The organism is Halorubrum saccharovorum DSM 1137, from assembly GCF_000337915.1.
Classification (GTDB): domain Archaea; phylum Halobacteriota; class Halobacteria; order Halobacteriales; family Haloferacaceae; genus Halorubrum; species Halorubrum saccharovorum.
The window spans coordinates 65,170-80,063 of record NZ_AOJE01000070.1 but is presented as its reverse complement, the minus strand read 5'-3'; the positions used below and the strand labels follow the sequence as shown (position 1 = coordinate 80,063).

Sequence of the window (14,894 nt, the reverse complement as noted above, 5' to 3'; positions counted from 1 at the left end):
GAGGTGTCGATCGCGACCGGCGATCCCCGGCACGTCGGCGCTTCGAAGAGATATATACCGGAACAGAGACCAACAGATACGTTTATTGAAATATTACCCGACACAGATAGAATTACAACGTATATATAAGAATTATAAAACTTCTTGCCGGTTACCTCGCCACTCTCACTCGCATGGTGGACATGAACCGCCGAGGGTTGATGCGTGTGTCAGTCGCCGCCGCGCTGGGAGCCAGCGTCGCGGGCGTAGCAAGTGCGGAGGAGGTATCGGAGTCGGACACTCCGGGCGCGCCGAGCGTCCGGGGCGATCTGAAGCGCTTCTCGACGACCGCCTTCGGCGCGGAGGTGACGGGGCCGTTCGTGTTCGATGACGGATCGCTTCTGTACAGCCTGCAACATCCCGAGGGAGGAAACCCGGAGCCGTTCGGACGTGCGGCGGTGGGGTACTTCAGCGGGTTCCAGTTCGAGTTCAACGGGGACAACGACGACTTCCCGGAAGTCGGCGTCCCGGACACCGAGGAGAAACAGCGGCAGGTGCGGTCGGCGGCGGGCGACTACGAGGTGCTCGTCCAGGGGAAGGAGCCGATTCAGGCCGGAAGCGAGCGGCTCGGCGTCCCCCAGACCCCAAACGGGACGGACCTCACCGAGTTCGAGGGGACGAGCGGCGGGTACGGGAACAACCCCGACTGCAACCAGTTCGTCGCGACCGACGACGAGGGGACGGAGGGGTACCTCTTCACCAACTGGGAGAACTACCCCGGCGCGATCTCGCGGGTGCCGCTCAGCCGGGACGAGCCCGGCGAGTGGAGCGCGGACACCGACTCCGAGGAGGCGATCAACGTCGTCAACACCGAGCCGTTCCGCGACATCGGCGGCACGTGGGTCAACTGCTACGGGGACCTGAGCCCGTGGGGCACCATGATCTCCGCCGAGGAGAACTACAGCCACCCCCGCGTCTCGTACACCTACACCGTCGGCGACATCGTTGAGTCCGGAACGGGCGTCGGCAAGATCGGTGGCTGTCAGTTCTGGAACCGACCAAACCCCAGTGAGATCGGGAACGCCCTCGGCGACTACGTCGACGACGGCGAGATCGACGAGGTGTTCACCATTCAGGGCTCGTGGTCGCAGTCGGGCATCGAGAAGCTCGCGTACTACCTCGGCGCGGAGCCCGTGGATCAGACCGGCGACGGCAATCTCGCGACGACGCCGATCGCCGACGTCTACCCGAACCCGTACCGGTACGGCTACTTCGTCGACATCCGCGACCCGGCGGGCGACCCGCCGAACCCGATCAAGTACTGGGTGATGGGCCGCGCCGCGTGGGAGGCGCCCGACATCCAGGGCGACCGCCGGACCGTCTACGGCTGCTCGGACGGCGACAGCAAGGGGATCTACAAGTTCGTCGCCGACGAGCCGATCGACGAGTACGATGACACCGACGACATCGCAGGGACGCTGTTCGCCCCGAAGATCACCAACGACGCCGCCAACGCGGCGGAGGCCGGCGAGCGCAACTCCCCCGCCCAGACGCCGCTCGACGTCGAGTGGCTCCCGCTCGGGAGCGCCACCAACGGCGAGGTCGAGTCGTGGATCGCCGAGTACGACGACGTGACGCAGGCCGACTACCTGGAGACCCACGCCGACACCGACTGGCAGACCGACCCGGCCGCCGCGGTCCGAGAGGCCGACCTCGAGGTCATTCGCAACGGCAACCGGAACTACATCACGAACGAGGAGATCGTCGAGTGGGCGGCCCAGTACGAGGAGAACGGGCCGGCGGGCGTCGACGAGGAGCTCCGGCGCGTCCCCTTCCTGGAGACGCGCGCGGCCGCCAAGGAGATCGGCGCCTCCATCGAGTTCAACAAGGCCGAGGGGGTCGACAGCGTCGACGACTCCGAGCCCGGCGACTTCGTCTACTTCGGGATCTCGGAGCTCAACGACGCGCTCGCCGACGACGAGGGCGACGTGCAGCTCGACCGCGTCGACGGCGGGGTCGTCTACCGCGCCGAGCTGGAGCCGGACTACAACGTCTCGACGCTCGAACCGGTCATCACCGGTCCGGACTTCACCGACTCCCCGGAGGACGCCGACGACGCGCTCCGCAACATCGACAACGTGTACACGATGCGCGACGGCCGCGTGCTCTGCTGTGAGGACGGGTTCGGCGGCCCCGCCCGCTCGTACCCGAACGACGGACTCTACGTCTTCCAGCCGAACGTCCGCCTCGACGTCAGCTCCGTCGCCGTCGGCCAGGGCGACGCCGTCGAGGCCGAGGTCGTCGCGCGGAACGTCCCCGAGGGGATCGCCGGCGGCGAGTTCACCGTGAGCGTCGCCGACCCCGACGTCGTCGGGATCACGAGCGCGAGCTACCCTGACTCCGTCGGGCTCTCGGAACCGCCGACCGTCACCGACGACGGCGCGACGGCCTCCTTCCGGTTCGCCGACGTCGACGACGCGATGGAGCCGGCCGACACCGACTTCACGCTGGCGACGGTCACCCTCACGGGTCGCGGCGCCGGCGTCACCGACATCGACACCGCGGGGTCGCTCGACGACGACGACGGCGAGGCGGTCGACGTCGAAGCGCGGTCGGGGCTCGCGATCACCGGTCCCGCGAACGTCGGCTCCGGCGGGGACTCCCCCACGGACCCCGACGGCGACGGCTACTACGAGGACGTGAACGGGAACGGTCGCGTCGACTACGCCGACGTGGAACTGCTGTTCGACAACCTCGAAAGCGACAGCGTCGCGTCCAACGCACGGGCGTTCGACTTCAACCAGAACGACCGGCTCGACTTCGACGACGTGGTGAGCCTCTACGCGGAGGTCAACTAGTCGTCTCGACGCGCTCCCGCGGCTCACGCCGGGTCCCCGCCTCGCTCGGCACGGTCCCGCTCCGCATCCGCGCGCTTCGCGCCTCTCTGAGACACCCACCCAGACACACCAATGCCGAAACGCACCCATCCACGCGAATGACGAAACGAACCCAGACGCGCTCCGACGCCTTCGAAACGCCACCTCGATCGACGGTGACGGTCCTCGCGGTCGCCCTCGCGGGGCTCGCGGCCCTCGCGCTCCTCGGCGCGGGAGCGGGCCTCGCGACGGCCCAGGCCGACGGTCCGACGGTCAGCGTGACCGACACGGAACTCTCCCCGTCCGGCACCGCCACCGTCGACGTGGTGCTCACCTCGGCGCCGAACGGGCTCGCGGGGTACAACGTCGTCCTGACCGTCGACGACCCCGACGTGGTCCGCATCGAGTCCGCGAGCTACCCCGACCGGTTCGGTCTCACGACCGATCCGGCGATCGGCGACGAGGGGCGGACGGTCACGCTCGAAGCGGCCGACACGGGGTCGACGATCGACGCCGGGGCGTCGGACGTGACCCTCGCGACGGTCGAGATCGCCGGCGACGCGCCGGGGCAAGCCGAACTGGCCGTCGATCCCCGCCAGGTCGACGCCAACGACGGGGACCGGGTCCGGCCCGCGGACCGCGCCGGGGCCCTGACCGTCGCGGCCGACTCGTCGTCGGCGTCGACGTCCGGCGCCCGGGGCGCGGAGTCGCCCTCGACGGGACCGATCGACGAACTCGGCGGGAACGCCGACGGCCTCCCGATCGGCCTCGTCGTCTTGCTCGGCGCCGTGGCCGCGATCAGCGCGCTCTCGGCGCTCGCCGTCTCTCGGCGGCGCTCGTAGCGGTTCCGTAGCGTTCACGCCGACCGCGGCGCGGTCCGCGGCCGGCGCGAAGCGACCACCAGACCCACGATGTCACGACCGAACCACGCGACCACAGACGACTCGGCGAACCGCAACGCACCGACGAACAGCGACAGACCGATACACGAGTCCTACGCCTTCGGCGTGCGGATCCGCGAGGGGACGTCCGCGGACGGCGATCCGATCTACCGGTTCGAGGCCCCGACCCACGAGGGGATCGCGTTCGACGACCCCGACACCGCGGAGCTGTACGCCGACGTGTACTTCGACGTGAACGGCTTTCAAGAGGCCGGCACGGGCGACCGGGGCGTCCCCCCGACGATCATCCAGGCCGGTCGCGACACGCTCGTCGGCTACCTCCTCACGCAGCCGGACACCGGCCGCCACTGGGTCGCCTCGTACTACGGCGAGAAGCCCGAGAAGATCGACCGCTACGTCGCCCGCGTCCGGAAGCGCGCGCGGCTGATACGCGAGCGAGCCGCGGAGCGCGGCGTGGCCGAGACCGAGGGCTGAGACCGAACGGGGTCCCGCGTCCCGAACGTATTTCTCCCGCCCACCGCTCGATGGGCGCATGTCGGAACTGCCGCTCGACGCCTACTACGACCTGACCCGGATCGGCGAGGTGGCCGTCTCGCCCGCCGGCGACCGCGTCGCCTTTACCGCGACCGAGTACGATCAGGTCGCCGACGAGGCGGTCGCATCCCTCTTCGTCGTCCCGACCGACGGCTCTCGCGACCCGCACCGACTGACGAGCGCGTCGGGCGCCTCCTCGCCGTCGTGGGGGCCCGACGGCGATCGGCTCGCGTTTCTAGCCGCCCGCGACCGCGACACCGAGCGACGGGTCGGTTGGCGGGACCGGGACGAAGAGGGCGACGAGGCTGACGAGGAGAGCGAGGCCGACGAGGCTGACGAGGAGAGCGAGGCCGACGAGGCTGACGAGGAGAGCGAGGCCGACGAGGAAGAAGAACAAAAAGACGACGAACCCCTCGAAGACGGCGACCAGGAGCCGACGCCGCAGGTGTGGCTGTTCGACCTCGCGCTCGGCGGCGACGCCCGACAGATCACTGACCGCGAGGAGGGCGTCGCCGGCTTCGACTGGTCGCCCGACGGCGACCGACTGGTGATCGAGTCGCGCGACCCGACCGACGAGGAGTCCGACTACCTCGATCGGGTGCGCGAGGAGGGCGGGCCCATCGAGACGACCCGGCTCCAGCACAAGGTGAACGGGACGGGGTGGACCGACGACGTGACGACGTACCTCTTCGTGGTCGACCTCGACGACCCCGACGGGGACCCCCGCCGCCTCGACGACGCGTACGGCGGCGGCGCATTCCAGGACGTCGCCGGCATGGACCCCGCGTGGGGGGAGGGCGGCCGGATCGCGTTCACGTCCTGTCGGCTCGACCGCCCCGACGACACCACGGTCCGGGACCTCTACACGATATCCCCCGACGGCGGCGACGCGGAGCGACTCACCGACGGCGATCTCACCCACGGTGCGCCGGCGTGGCGGCCCGGAGGCGAGGAGGTCGCGACCGTCGCGAGCGACCCGGACGACCCGCCAGCCCCGGCCGAGGTGTACCTCGTAGACGGTGAGAGATCGGTCTCCCTCACCGCCGACCTCGACCGGACGGTCGCCCGCGGCGGGGGAATCGAGTGGGTCGACGGCGCGATGTACACCCGGATCGGCGACAAGAGCCACACCCGACTGGCTCGCGTGGAGACCGACGGGACCGCGGAGCGCGTCTTCGAGGCGCAGGGACGCGACCGCGCCATGGCCGCGTTCGACGTCGCCGCCGACGGGTCGACAGCGGTGACGGTCCTCTCGGACCCGGAGGAGGGAAGCGACCTATACGCCGTCGCCGTCGACGACCTCGACGCGGGGACCGACGGGCGCCGCGCAGGTGACGACGCGGGGACCGACGGGCGCCGCGCAAGTGACGACGCGGCGACCGAACCCGACTCCTTCCGGCGGCTCACCCGCGTCAACGCGTCGCTCATCGACGAGTTCGCGATGCCGACGGCCAGCCGCGTCGAGTGGGAGTCGGACGGCTGGACGATCGACGGCGTGCTCTACCACGACCCGGACGTGGATCCCGAGGAGGGCGAGCTCCCGCTGGTGGTGGCGATCCACGGCGGGCCGATGTCGTACGACGAGCCCGTCTTCAGCTTCGTGCACGCCGCGTTAACGAGCCGCGGGTACCTCGTGCTCCGGCCGAACTACCGTGGCGGAACCTCCCGCGGCCGGGAGTTCACCGCCGAGCTGACGGGCGCGTGGGGGACCGCCGAGGTCGACGACATCGCGGCGGGCGTCCGGGCGCTCGCGGACCGCGAGTGGATCGATCCCGACCGCGTGTTCGGCCACGGATTCTCCTACGGCGGGATCGCACAAGGGTTCCTGGTCACGCGGGAGCCGGAGCTGTTCACGGCCGCCGCGCCCGAGCACGGCATCTACGACCTCCGGTCGGCGTTCGGCACCGACGACACCCACGCCTGGCTGGAAGCGGAGTTCGGGCTCCCGTGGGAGGACCCCGAGGCGTACGACGCAGCGACGGCGGTGCTCGACGCGGGCGACATCGAGACGCCCCTACTGGTGATGGCCGGCAGCGAGGACTGGCGATGCCCTCCCTCGCAGTCGGAGCAGCTGTACGTCGCCGCCCGGAAGCGGGGGATCGACGCCGAACTGGTGGTCTATTCGGACGAACACCACGACATCGGCGATCCAGACCGCGCGATCCACCGGTTGGAGAAGATCCTCGACTGGTACGAGACGCACGACCCGGCGGTCGACGGGGACGACTGAGGGAAGGCCACCGCCGCCGAACGCAGAGCCGCGCCCTCAGTGCTCGACGAACTCCACGAGCACTCCGCCGGTCGAGCGGGGGTGGAGGAAGGCGACCTCGTGGCCCCACGCCCCGGGGCGCGGCTCCTCGTCGACGAGGTCGATCCCGAGGTCGCGGACGCGGTCGAGCGCCCCGGAGATGTCGCCGGTCGCGAGCGCGACGTGGTGGATCCCCGGCCCCTCCCGGTCGAGGTAGTCGTCGATCGCGCCGCCCGCGGTCGGTTCGAGCAGTTCGAAGTAGCCGCCGTCGTCGAGTTCGAGGAAGACGATGTCCATCCCGTCGAACGTCTCCTCGTGGGCGACCGGCGCGTCGAGCAGGCCGTCGAACAGGTCCGCGAGGTCCGCGGCGTCGCGGGTCGCGACGCCGACGTGGTCGAATCGCATGCGTCTCGGATCGAGCGCCGACGACTTATAACGCCCGAGCGGGGGAGATCACCCACCCTCCCCGCCGGGACCCAAAGGTTTGGGTGTGGCCCGCGAGTAACCGAGAGCGACTCTATCAGTGAGCGACTCAGAGACCGACCCGGCGACGGAGCAGATGACCTCGCGGAGCATCCTCGACTCGCTGCTCGAGAGCGGGCTCCACGAGATGAATCGAGAGCGGTCCGGCCTCCTGCTCTCCGGACTATCGGCGGGGCTCGACATCGGGTTCGGTCCGCTGATGATGGCGGTCGTGTTGACGCTGTCGCCGGGGAGCTTCGGCGACCTCACGACCGAACTCCTGCTCGCGAGCGTCTACTCCATCGGCTTCATGTTCGTGATCTTGGGTCGCTCGGAGCTGTTCACCGAGCACACGACGCTGGCCGTGATCCCGGTCCTCGACGGACAGGCCTCGGTCCGAGAGCTGGGCCGGCTCTGGGGGCTGGTGTACGTCGGGAACCTCGTCGGCGGCCTGCTGTTCACGCTGCTGGTGATCCTGTTGATGCCGGAGCTCGGCGTCGTCGCGCCCGAGTCCTTCGAGACCATCGCGCTGAAGCTCGTCGATCACGACCTCCCGTGGCTGTTCGTCGGCGGCGTCTTCGCCGGGTGGCTGATGGGACTCCTGGCGTGGCTCGTGACGGCGGCGCGGGACACGACCGCTCGGCTCCTCCTCGTACTGATCGTCGCCGGCACGATCGGCCTCCTCCACCTCCCCCACTCGATCGCGGGCAACGTCGAGGTGCTGTTCGGGCTGTTCATCTCGCCCGCGATCACGCTCGCCGACTACGTCGGCTTCCTCGTGTTAGCGACCTTCGGCAACGCCTTCGGCGGCGCCGTGTTCGTCGCGCTGCTGAAGTACGGGCACGTCGTCCGCGGCGCGAACTGAGCGCCGCGACCCTGGCGAAACGGTGTGGCGACCCGGGCGGAACAGTGCGGCGACCCGGGCGGAACGGTGCAGCGACCCGGGCGAAACGGCGAGGGGTCGCCGGCAACAGTTACGTTCTCACCCGTCGAACCGAAGTGACATGGAGCTCTCCAACACCGAGTCGGTCGCCGGCAGGGAAGTGACCGAAACGCTCGGACTCGTCCGCGGGAACACGGTCCGCGCTCGCAACGTCGGTCGCGACATTACTCAGGGACTCCGCAACCTCGCGGGCGGCGAGCTGAAGGGGTACACCGAGCTGATGACCGACGCCCGCGACCAGGCGCAAGAGCGCATGATCGAGGAGGCGGAGGCGCTCGGCGCCGACGGCGTGGTCAACGTCCGGTTCACGACCTCTTCGATCGCCGACAGCGGCGCGGAGATCCTCGCGTACGGGACCGCGGTGCGACTGCGGTAGCGGGGGCGACGGCCCAAGTGGCGCGTCGGACCGACCTACCGCCCCGGCTTGTACTCCCCGAACTCGTCGCGGAGCACGTCCGAGATCTCTTGGACCGTCGCGTACGCCTTCACGGCGTCGACGATGTGGGGCATCACGTTCTCGGAGCCCCGCGCAGCCTCTCGGAGCGACGCGAGCGCGTCGTCGACCGCGTCGCCGTCGCGGTCGGCCTTCACAGCTTCGAGGCGCTCGCGCTGGTTCTGCTCCTGTTCGGGGTCAACCTCCTCTAGGTCCATCTCCGGCTCCTCGTCCACCTCGAACCGGTTGACGCCGACGATGACGCGCTCGCCGTCCTCGATCTCGCGCTGGCGCTCGAAGGCCACGTCCTGGATCTGCCGCTGGACCCACTGGCTCTTGACGGCCTCCAGCATGCCGCCGCGGCGGTCGACCTCCTCGATGATCTCGAAGGCGTCCTCCTCGATCCCGTCGGTGAGGTTCTCGACGTAGTACGAGCCCGCGAGCGGGTCGATCGTGTCCGCCGCGCCCGACTCGTGCGCGAGGATCTGCTGGGTGCGGAGCGCGGTGCGGACGGACTTCTCCGTGGGGAGCGCGAGCGCCTCGTCTTTCCCGTTCGTGTGGAGGCTCTGCGTGCCGCCGAGCACCGCGGCGAGCGCCTGATAGGAGACCCGGACGACGTTGTTCTCGATCTGTTGGGCGGTGAGCGTGGATCCGCCGGTCTGGGTGTGGAACTTGAGCTGCTTCGATTTCGGGTTCTGCGCGTCGAACCGCTCTTCCATGATCTGCGCCCACATCCGGCGCGCGGCGCGGAACTTCGCGGCCTCCTCGAAGATGTTGTTGTGGGCGTTGAAGAAGAAGGAGAGCTGCGGGGCGAACTCGTCGACGTCGAGCCCGGCGTCGATCGCGGCCTGCACGTACTCGATCCCGTTGCCGAGCGTGAACGCGACCTCCTGGGCCGCGGTCGAGCCCGCCTCGCGGATGTGGTACCCCGAGATGGAGATGGTGTTGAAGTTGGGCGTCTCGGCCGCACAGAAGTCGAATATGTCCGTGATGAGCCGCATCGAGGGCTCGGGCGGGTAGATGTAGAGGTTCCGCGCGACGTACTCCTTCATGATGTCGTTCTGGATGGTCCCCCGAAGTTCCTCGCGCGGGACGCCCTGCTTGTCCCCCATCGCGACGTACATCGCGAGGAGGACGCCGGCGGGGGCGTTGATCGTCATCGACGTGGACACCTCGTCTAAGGGGATCCCGTCGAAGACGGTCTCGAAGTCGTCTAAGGTGTCGATGGCGACGCCAGACCGCCCCACCTCGCCCTCGGCCATCGCGGCGTCGGAGTCGTACCCCATCTGGGTCGGGAGGTCGAACGCCATCGAAAGCCCGGAGGAGCCCTGATCGATGAGGTAGTTGAACCGCTCGTTCGTCTCCGCGGCGGTGCCCATCCCGGCGTACTGGCGCATCGTCCAGAGCCGCCCGCGGTGCATCGTCGAGTAGACGCCGCGGGTGTACGGCTCCTCGCCCGGATTACCCAGGTCCTCGCGGTAGTCGTGGTCGGGGATGTCGGCCGGCGTGTACAGCGGGTCGACCTCTTGTCCGCCCGTGTCGGTGGTGAACGCCTCCTTGCGCTCCCCGAACCGGTCGACCGTCTCGCCGTAGGTCCCCTCCTCCCACGACTCCTTGGCCTCACGGATCGCGTCCAGTTCCTCAGGATCGTACATTAGTAAACCGGTCGCGCGAGCGCGACTTAACACTTTTCGGCGACGGGATTTCGGGCTGCTCGGAGGTCCGCCGCCGAAGGCCCGGAACGGTTCGGTCCCCGCCGACGGCCGGTTTCAAGTGTCGCCCGGTCGAACGCGAGACATGGACGTTCTCGCCGACACCACCGAGCGCTTCCTCGCCGCGACGGCGCCCGAGCACACAGCGACGCAGGCGGAGATGGCCGCCCTCGCGGACGAGTGGGGCTTCCCCACCATCGGGCCGGAAGCGGGAGCGGTCCTCCGGCTCCTCGCTCGCCTGACCGACGCGGATCGCGTCTTCGAGTTCGGCTCCGGCTTCGGCTACTCGGCGACGTGGTTCCTGCGCGGCGGCGCCGACGCCGTGATCTGCACCGAGTTCGACGAGGACGAGGCCGAGCGCGGCGTCCGGTTCGCCGCCGACGGCGGGTACGCCGACCGCGTCACCTTCGAGGTCGGCGACGCGATGGAGACGATCGAACGCTACGACGGCCCCTTCGACGTCGTCCTCATCGACCATCAGAAGCGCCGGTACGCCGACGCCTACCGCACCGTCCTCCCGAAGGTCCGAACCGGCGGGGTGATCGTCGCCGACAACATCACCAGGGGGCCGATCGACTTCGGCGACCTCGTCGCGCACTTCGAGGAGGGCGCACCGCTGCCGGACCGCGAGGTCGACGGGGAGACGCGGGGGATCGGCGAGTACGTCGGCACCGTGCGCTCCGACGACGCCGTCGAGACCGCGATCCTCCCGGTCGGGTCCGGGATTGCTGTGTCGACGAAGGTGGTGTGAGATCGCGGCGTCGCGGATATTTATAAATGAAGCTGCGGTCGGCGCACCCCGGTGAGCGGCCCGAAGGGCCGCGAACCGACGGTGCGAGGGAGTCGGTCGNGTGCGGTGGCGCGCCCCGGTGAGCGGCCCGAAGGGCCGCGAACCGACGGTGCGAGGGAGTCGGTCGCCCGGAGCAGCGCGGAGGGTGACCGACGAGGCTGGGGAGGTGTGAGGTGCGGTTGCGGCGCGGATGGGCGGGACTCAAAGGGGCAGCAGGCGAGGACGACGCTCGGCGTGCACGAGAGCTCCGCTCTCGTGCGCCAACCAGAACGCAAAGCGTTCTGGTGGCGACGCAAGCACTGCAGGGAGCGAACGAAGTGAGCGACTGAAGCGCGCAGCGAGCCGTGCGAGTCGTCGCCTGCTGGGGATTTGGAGGTGTTCGATGTCGATCTATGGCTAATCGCTTCTACCCGATTGACCGCATCGTACACCACCACCGATAGGCCGAACCTATTCGGGCGTCGCTCCCGAATCACGATCCGATGAAGGTAGGGCTCATCTCGGACGTTCACGCCAACCTGCCGGCGCTCGAAGCCGTCCTCGACGACATGCCCGCGGTCGACCGGACCGTCTGCGCCGGCGACGTGATCGGGTACAACCCGTGGCCGGCCGAGTGCGTCGAGCGCGTGCGCGAGGTCGCCGCCATGACCGTCCGCGGCAACCACGACCGCACCGTCGGCACGCCCGAGCGCTACCGGGCCAACCGCATGGCCGAGGCCGGTCTCGAACACGCGAAAGACGCTCTGTCGGACGACCAGCGCGGGTGGCTCGACGGCCTCCCGCGCGCCGAGTCGTTCGCGGGCGACCGGTTCCTCCTCGTCCACTCACACCCCGCGGCGGAGCGCGAGGACGCCTACGTCTACCCGGAGGAGTTCCCGAACCTCGACCGACACATGAGCGACTACGACGGGATCGTCCTCGGACACACCCACGTGCAGGGGACGCGGTCGGTCGCGGGCGGGGTCGTGGTCAACCCGGGGAGCGTCGGCCAGCCGCGCGACGGCGACCCCGACGCTGGGTACGCCGTGCTCGACACGCAGACCGGCGAGGTCGACCTGCGGCGCGTCGCGTACGACATCGATCGCGTGAGCGAGGCGGTCGCCGACGCCGGCCTTCCCGAGCGAACCGCCGCGAGGCTTTATAAGGGTGAGTGACGGGAGAGAGACGATCGGCGGTCGGGCAGCGAGCGACCGAATCACGGCCAGACGCCCGCCACGAAGAGGACGTTCCGCACCGCGGTCGCGAGCGACAGGACGCCGACGCCGGCGCACATCAGCGTCGCGACGAGCCGGCGGGTCCCGCCAGCGACCGCGACGGGGATCCCGATGAGGACCATTCCGGCGGCCTTGGTGAGCAGCATGCCGGGGACGAGTCCGAACGCCGCGATGAGCGTGGCGCCGACCGGCGACCCCTCGACGTACTGCCCGCCGGAGATGGCGACGTACGTCGAGGCGATGTCGGCGACGGCGCCGACGGAGAGGAGCGCGACGGCGGCAGCGAGTCGCGAGGGCACTGCCACACCGGAGGCGATGGACCGTAATAAGCTTCCGGGGGTGCGCGGAACGCGGGACGCAACCCCGTCGGACGCTCTGTTCGAGTGAACGCGGGCTGGTCGCGGCGCGCGCACAGCACGACGCCATTTAAACCTCCGCGACGCGTACGATCGGGTAATGAGTTCGTCCGACGACGAGTACGACATCGCGGTTGTCGGCGGTGGGCCGGCCGGGCTGACGACCGCCCTGTACGGCGCCCGGCTTGGCCACGAGACGGTGCTGATCGACCGCGGCGGCGGACGCGCGGCGATGATGGCCGACACCCACAACGTGATCGGCGTCACCGAGGACACCTCCGGCAACGAGTTCCTCGCCACGGGCCGCGAGCAGGTGGAGTCGTACGGCGGCACCTTCGAGCGCGGGTTCGTCACTGACGTCGAGCGCACCGGCGACGACCGGTTCCGCCTCTCGACGAGCGACGCCGAGCTGGTCTCCGAGCGGGTCGTCCTCGCGACCGGCTTCTCCGACGAGCGCCCGGACCCGCCTCTACCCCGGACCGGGAAGGGGCTCCACTACTGCCTCCACTGCGACGCCTACATGTTCGTCGACGAGCCGGTGTACGTGATGGGCCACGGCGAGGCCGCCGCCCACGTCGCGATGATCATGCTCAACGTGACCGACGACGTGGACCTGCTGACCCGCGGCGCGGCGCCGACGTGGAGCGACGAGACCGCAGAACAGCTGGCGGCCCACCCCGTCGATATCGTCGAAGAGGACGTGACGGGCGTGGAGAACGACCCCGACTCCGGCTGGCTGGAGGCGCTGGAGTTCGAGGACGGCACGCGCCGCGAGTACCGCGGCGGCTTCCCGATGTACGGTTCCGACTACAACACCGCGCTCGCCGAGGGGCTCGGCTGCGACCTGACGGAGGGCGGCGAGATCGACGTCGACGACCACGGCCGCACCAGCGAGGACGGCGTGTTCGCGGTCGGCGACATCACGCCCGGCCACAACCAGGTGCCGGTCGCGATGGGACAGGGCGCGAAGGCCGGCCTCGCGATCCACAAGGAGATTCGCGAGTTCCCGCGCTCGCGGGAGGCGATCGAGGCGGACGGCCCGGTCGACCCCGACGAGGTACCCGCCATCTCGCCGGAGCTCATGGCGACCGCGGTGGCCCACGAGGGCCACGCCGGCGGCCCGCGGGGAGAAGTGGCTGAGGCCAAAGGGAGGACGCCCGCGGCAGACGACGACTGAGGGACGCGCGATCACGCGCGTCCGGTCGCGGACCCGCGATACCGACCAGTTTTGATCCGTCCGCTCCGACCGCTCCCATGGGAACCACCGGCGCGGACTTCGACGGCGAAACGGTGTGAACCGACGGCGGCGCGAGTCTGTAGGGTGCGACGACAAACTGGTCGAACCGGTGTCCCTGACGGGTGACGCAGTCGCTCGAGAAATGCGCCGGCCGGGACCCTCGCTCACTCACCCGCCCCCTCTATCGACTGTTCGCTAATACAGAGGCGAGCGTAACGTTGCAATCAGCCGTGGAATGAACGTCTACCGGAAGGAGAGCGTGTCATTCAGTAAATGTCGTGTTGGTCGAGTTCGTGGCTGACCTCCTCCTGGCTGTCCCTCACGTTATCCACCAGTTGAATCAGCGCATCGAGGTCGATATCCTCCTCTCTGTCGATCTCGTTGCGTATTTCTTCGAGGAGTTTCTGTTGCGATTCGACGAGCCTCTGAATGTTCTCCGCGTCGGGAGTGTTCGGCGGTCGGAGCTGATCGAGAGTCCCCGTGTAGTCAGCCACGAGTAGTCGTACGAGTTCGCTGACGCTGTCCACTTTCGGATTGGCTTCTGCTTCCTCTTCCAGTCGCTCGATCTGCTCGGGATATAATGAGACTCCGATACGTCGAGGCTCCTCGATGGTCATGTGACTGGCGGGGTGGCGAAGCACGAAATATCCACGGGTAACGGAATGTCGAGGCGGTCTTTGAGACAAGAGGAACATTATGGAGAGAATACGTCACACGCAACGTTGAATGATTGACTCAGTGGAGGAGTGCTTACGCTTCTATTTTTTCTCAGATACTACGGAAGATCGGTTCGGGGCAAGTCGCCGTAACACATACGCAATAGTAGATGTTATAATCCCTATTGGTACACCATACATAACTGCTGTCCCCACGCCGGTCAAAAGTCCATAGTCAGGTTGGGGGTGATTAAGAGAGATGACACCGTACAGTGTATAGCCGCTCATGATGATGACGGCGACAGCAGTACCCATTAATATTCCGTCGTTTCGGTATGTATGTATCCCTGCCAGAATAATCGCTGATACTGTGACTCCAAGTGGACTCATAAGTAAACTAGATGAATTTCCCATCTCGAGATTCCCAGCCAGATAGAGTTGACCGAAGAACAAGGCCATGAGAATAACCGAGTACCCGAGATACCGAAGCGATAGTTTCAACGACTTTCCAAGAAGAAACGATTCTAACCGCGAGTCCATACATGTCGATAG

14 protein-coding genes are annotated in these 14,894 nt (G+C 68.3%); 9 read left to right on the top strand and 5 right to left on the bottom strand.

Going from position 1 to position 14,894, the window contains the following annotated elements:
- Window positions 1–173 precede the first annotated feature (173 nt).
- The 4 genes from C471_RS14765 to C471_RS14750 all read left to right on the top strand — a co-directional run bounded on the left by C471_RS14765 (window position 174) and on the right by C471_RS14750 (window position 6,521).
- Entirely contained in the window at window positions 174–2,837 is a 2,664-nt protein-coding gene (locus C471_RS14765; RefSeq protein WP_049909457.1) for an alkaline phosphatase PhoX, read from the top strand.
- Between the two features lie 137 nt (window positions 2,838–2,974).
- The gene (locus C471_RS14760) at window positions 2,975–3,697 is read left to right on the top strand and encodes a hypothetical protein (RefSeq protein ID WP_004050342.1); all 723 of its coding nucleotides are present in this window, start codon (window positions 2,975–2,977) and stop codon (window positions 3,695–3,697) included.
- 69 nt (window positions 3,698–3,766) lie between these two features.
- Window positions 3,767–4,231 (top strand): hypothetical protein, encoded by a 465-nt coding sequence (locus tag C471_RS14755; RefSeq protein WP_004050340.1) that lies wholly within the window; start codon window positions 3,767–3,769, stop codon window positions 4,229–4,231.
- A gap of 58 nt (window positions 4,232–4,289) precedes the next feature.
- Complete coding sequence (locus C471_RS14750) at window positions 4,290–6,521, top strand: S9 family peptidase (RefSeq protein WP_004050338.1); 2,232 nt, start codon at window positions 4,290–4,292, stop codon at window positions 6,519–6,521.
- 36 nt (window positions 6,522–6,557) lie between these two features.
- Here C471_RS14750 and mce read toward each other — a convergent pair whose 3' ends face one another.
- Window positions 6,558–6,944 carry a methylmalonyl-CoA epimerase gene (gene mce, locus C471_RS14745; RefSeq protein ID WP_004050335.1) on the bottom strand — a complete coding sequence of 129 codons (387 nt, stop codon included), beginning with the start codon at window positions 6,942–6,944 and terminating at the stop codon, window positions 6,558–6,560.
- 118 nt (window positions 6,945–7,062) lie between these two features.
- Here mce and C471_RS14740 point away from each other — a divergent pair, with 118 nt between their 5' ends.
- Together C471_RS14740 and C471_RS14735 are read left to right on the top strand one after the other, a co-directional pair.
- The gene (locus C471_RS14740) at window positions 7,063–7,866 is read left to right on the top strand and encodes a formate/nitrite transporter family protein (RefSeq protein WP_004050333.1); all 804 of its coding nucleotides are present in this window, start codon (window positions 7,063–7,065) and stop codon (window positions 7,864–7,866) included.
- Between the two features lie 139 nt (window positions 7,867–8,005).
- Complete coding sequence (locus C471_RS14735; RefSeq protein WP_004050331.1) at window positions 8,006–8,320, top strand: YbjQ family protein; 315 nt, start codon at window positions 8,006–8,008, stop codon at window positions 8,318–8,320.
- Between the two features lie 35 nt (window positions 8,321–8,355).
- Here C471_RS14735 and C471_RS14730 read toward each other — a convergent pair whose 3' ends face one another.
- The gene (locus C471_RS14730; protein ID WP_004050329.1) at window positions 8,356–10,032 is read right to left on the bottom strand and encodes an acyl-CoA mutase large subunit family protein; all 1,677 of its coding nucleotides are present in this window, start codon (window positions 10,030–10,032) and stop codon (window positions 8,356–8,358) included.
- A 142-nt stretch (window positions 10,033–10,174) separates the two neighbouring features.
- On the opposite strand from C471_RS14730, the gene C471_RS14725 reads away from it, so the two are divergent.
- Both C471_RS14725 and C471_RS14720 read left to right on the top strand, forming a co-directional pair.
- A complete protein-coding gene (locus C471_RS14725; protein ID WP_004050327.1) occupies window positions 10,175–10,840 on the top strand; it encodes an O-methyltransferase in 666 nt (221 codons plus the stop codon).
- A 521-nt stretch (window positions 10,841–11,361) separates the two neighbouring features.
- A complete protein-coding gene (locus C471_RS14720; protein WP_004050325.1) occupies window positions 11,362–12,033 on the top strand; it encodes a metallophosphoesterase family protein in 672 nt (223 codons plus the stop codon).
- Between the two features lie 41 nt (window positions 12,034–12,074).
- Here C471_RS14720 and C471_RS14715 read toward each other — a convergent pair whose 3' ends face one another.
- Complete coding sequence (locus tag C471_RS14715; protein WP_004050323.1) at window positions 12,075–12,392, bottom strand: hypothetical protein; 318 nt, start codon at window positions 12,390–12,392, stop codon at window positions 12,075–12,077.
- Between the two features lie 157 nt (window positions 12,393–12,549).
- Between C471_RS14715 and C471_RS14710 the strand changes: the two genes are divergently transcribed.
- Window positions 12,550–13,626, top strand: a complete 1,077-nt coding sequence (locus C471_RS14710) for an NAD(P)/FAD-dependent oxidoreductase (protein ID WP_004050321.1) — start codon at window positions 12,550–12,552, stop codon at window positions 13,624–13,626.
- Window positions 13,627–13,952: 326 nt separating this feature from the next.
- Here the strand turns inward: C471_RS14710 and C471_RS14705 are convergent, their stop codons facing one another.
- Together C471_RS14705 and C471_RS17515 are read right to left on the bottom strand one after the other, a co-directional pair.
- A complete protein-coding gene (locus C471_RS14705; protein ID WP_004050319.1) occupies window positions 13,953–14,303 on the bottom strand; it encodes a hypothetical protein in 351 nt (116 codons plus the stop codon).
- 141 nt (window positions 14,304–14,444) lie between these two features.
- The gene (locus tag C471_RS17515) at window positions 14,445–14,882 is read right to left on the bottom strand and encodes a hypothetical protein (protein ID WP_160163154.1); all 438 of its coding nucleotides are present in this window, start codon (window positions 14,880–14,882) and stop codon (window positions 14,445–14,447) included.
- Window positions 14,883–14,894: the final 12 nt, after the last annotated feature.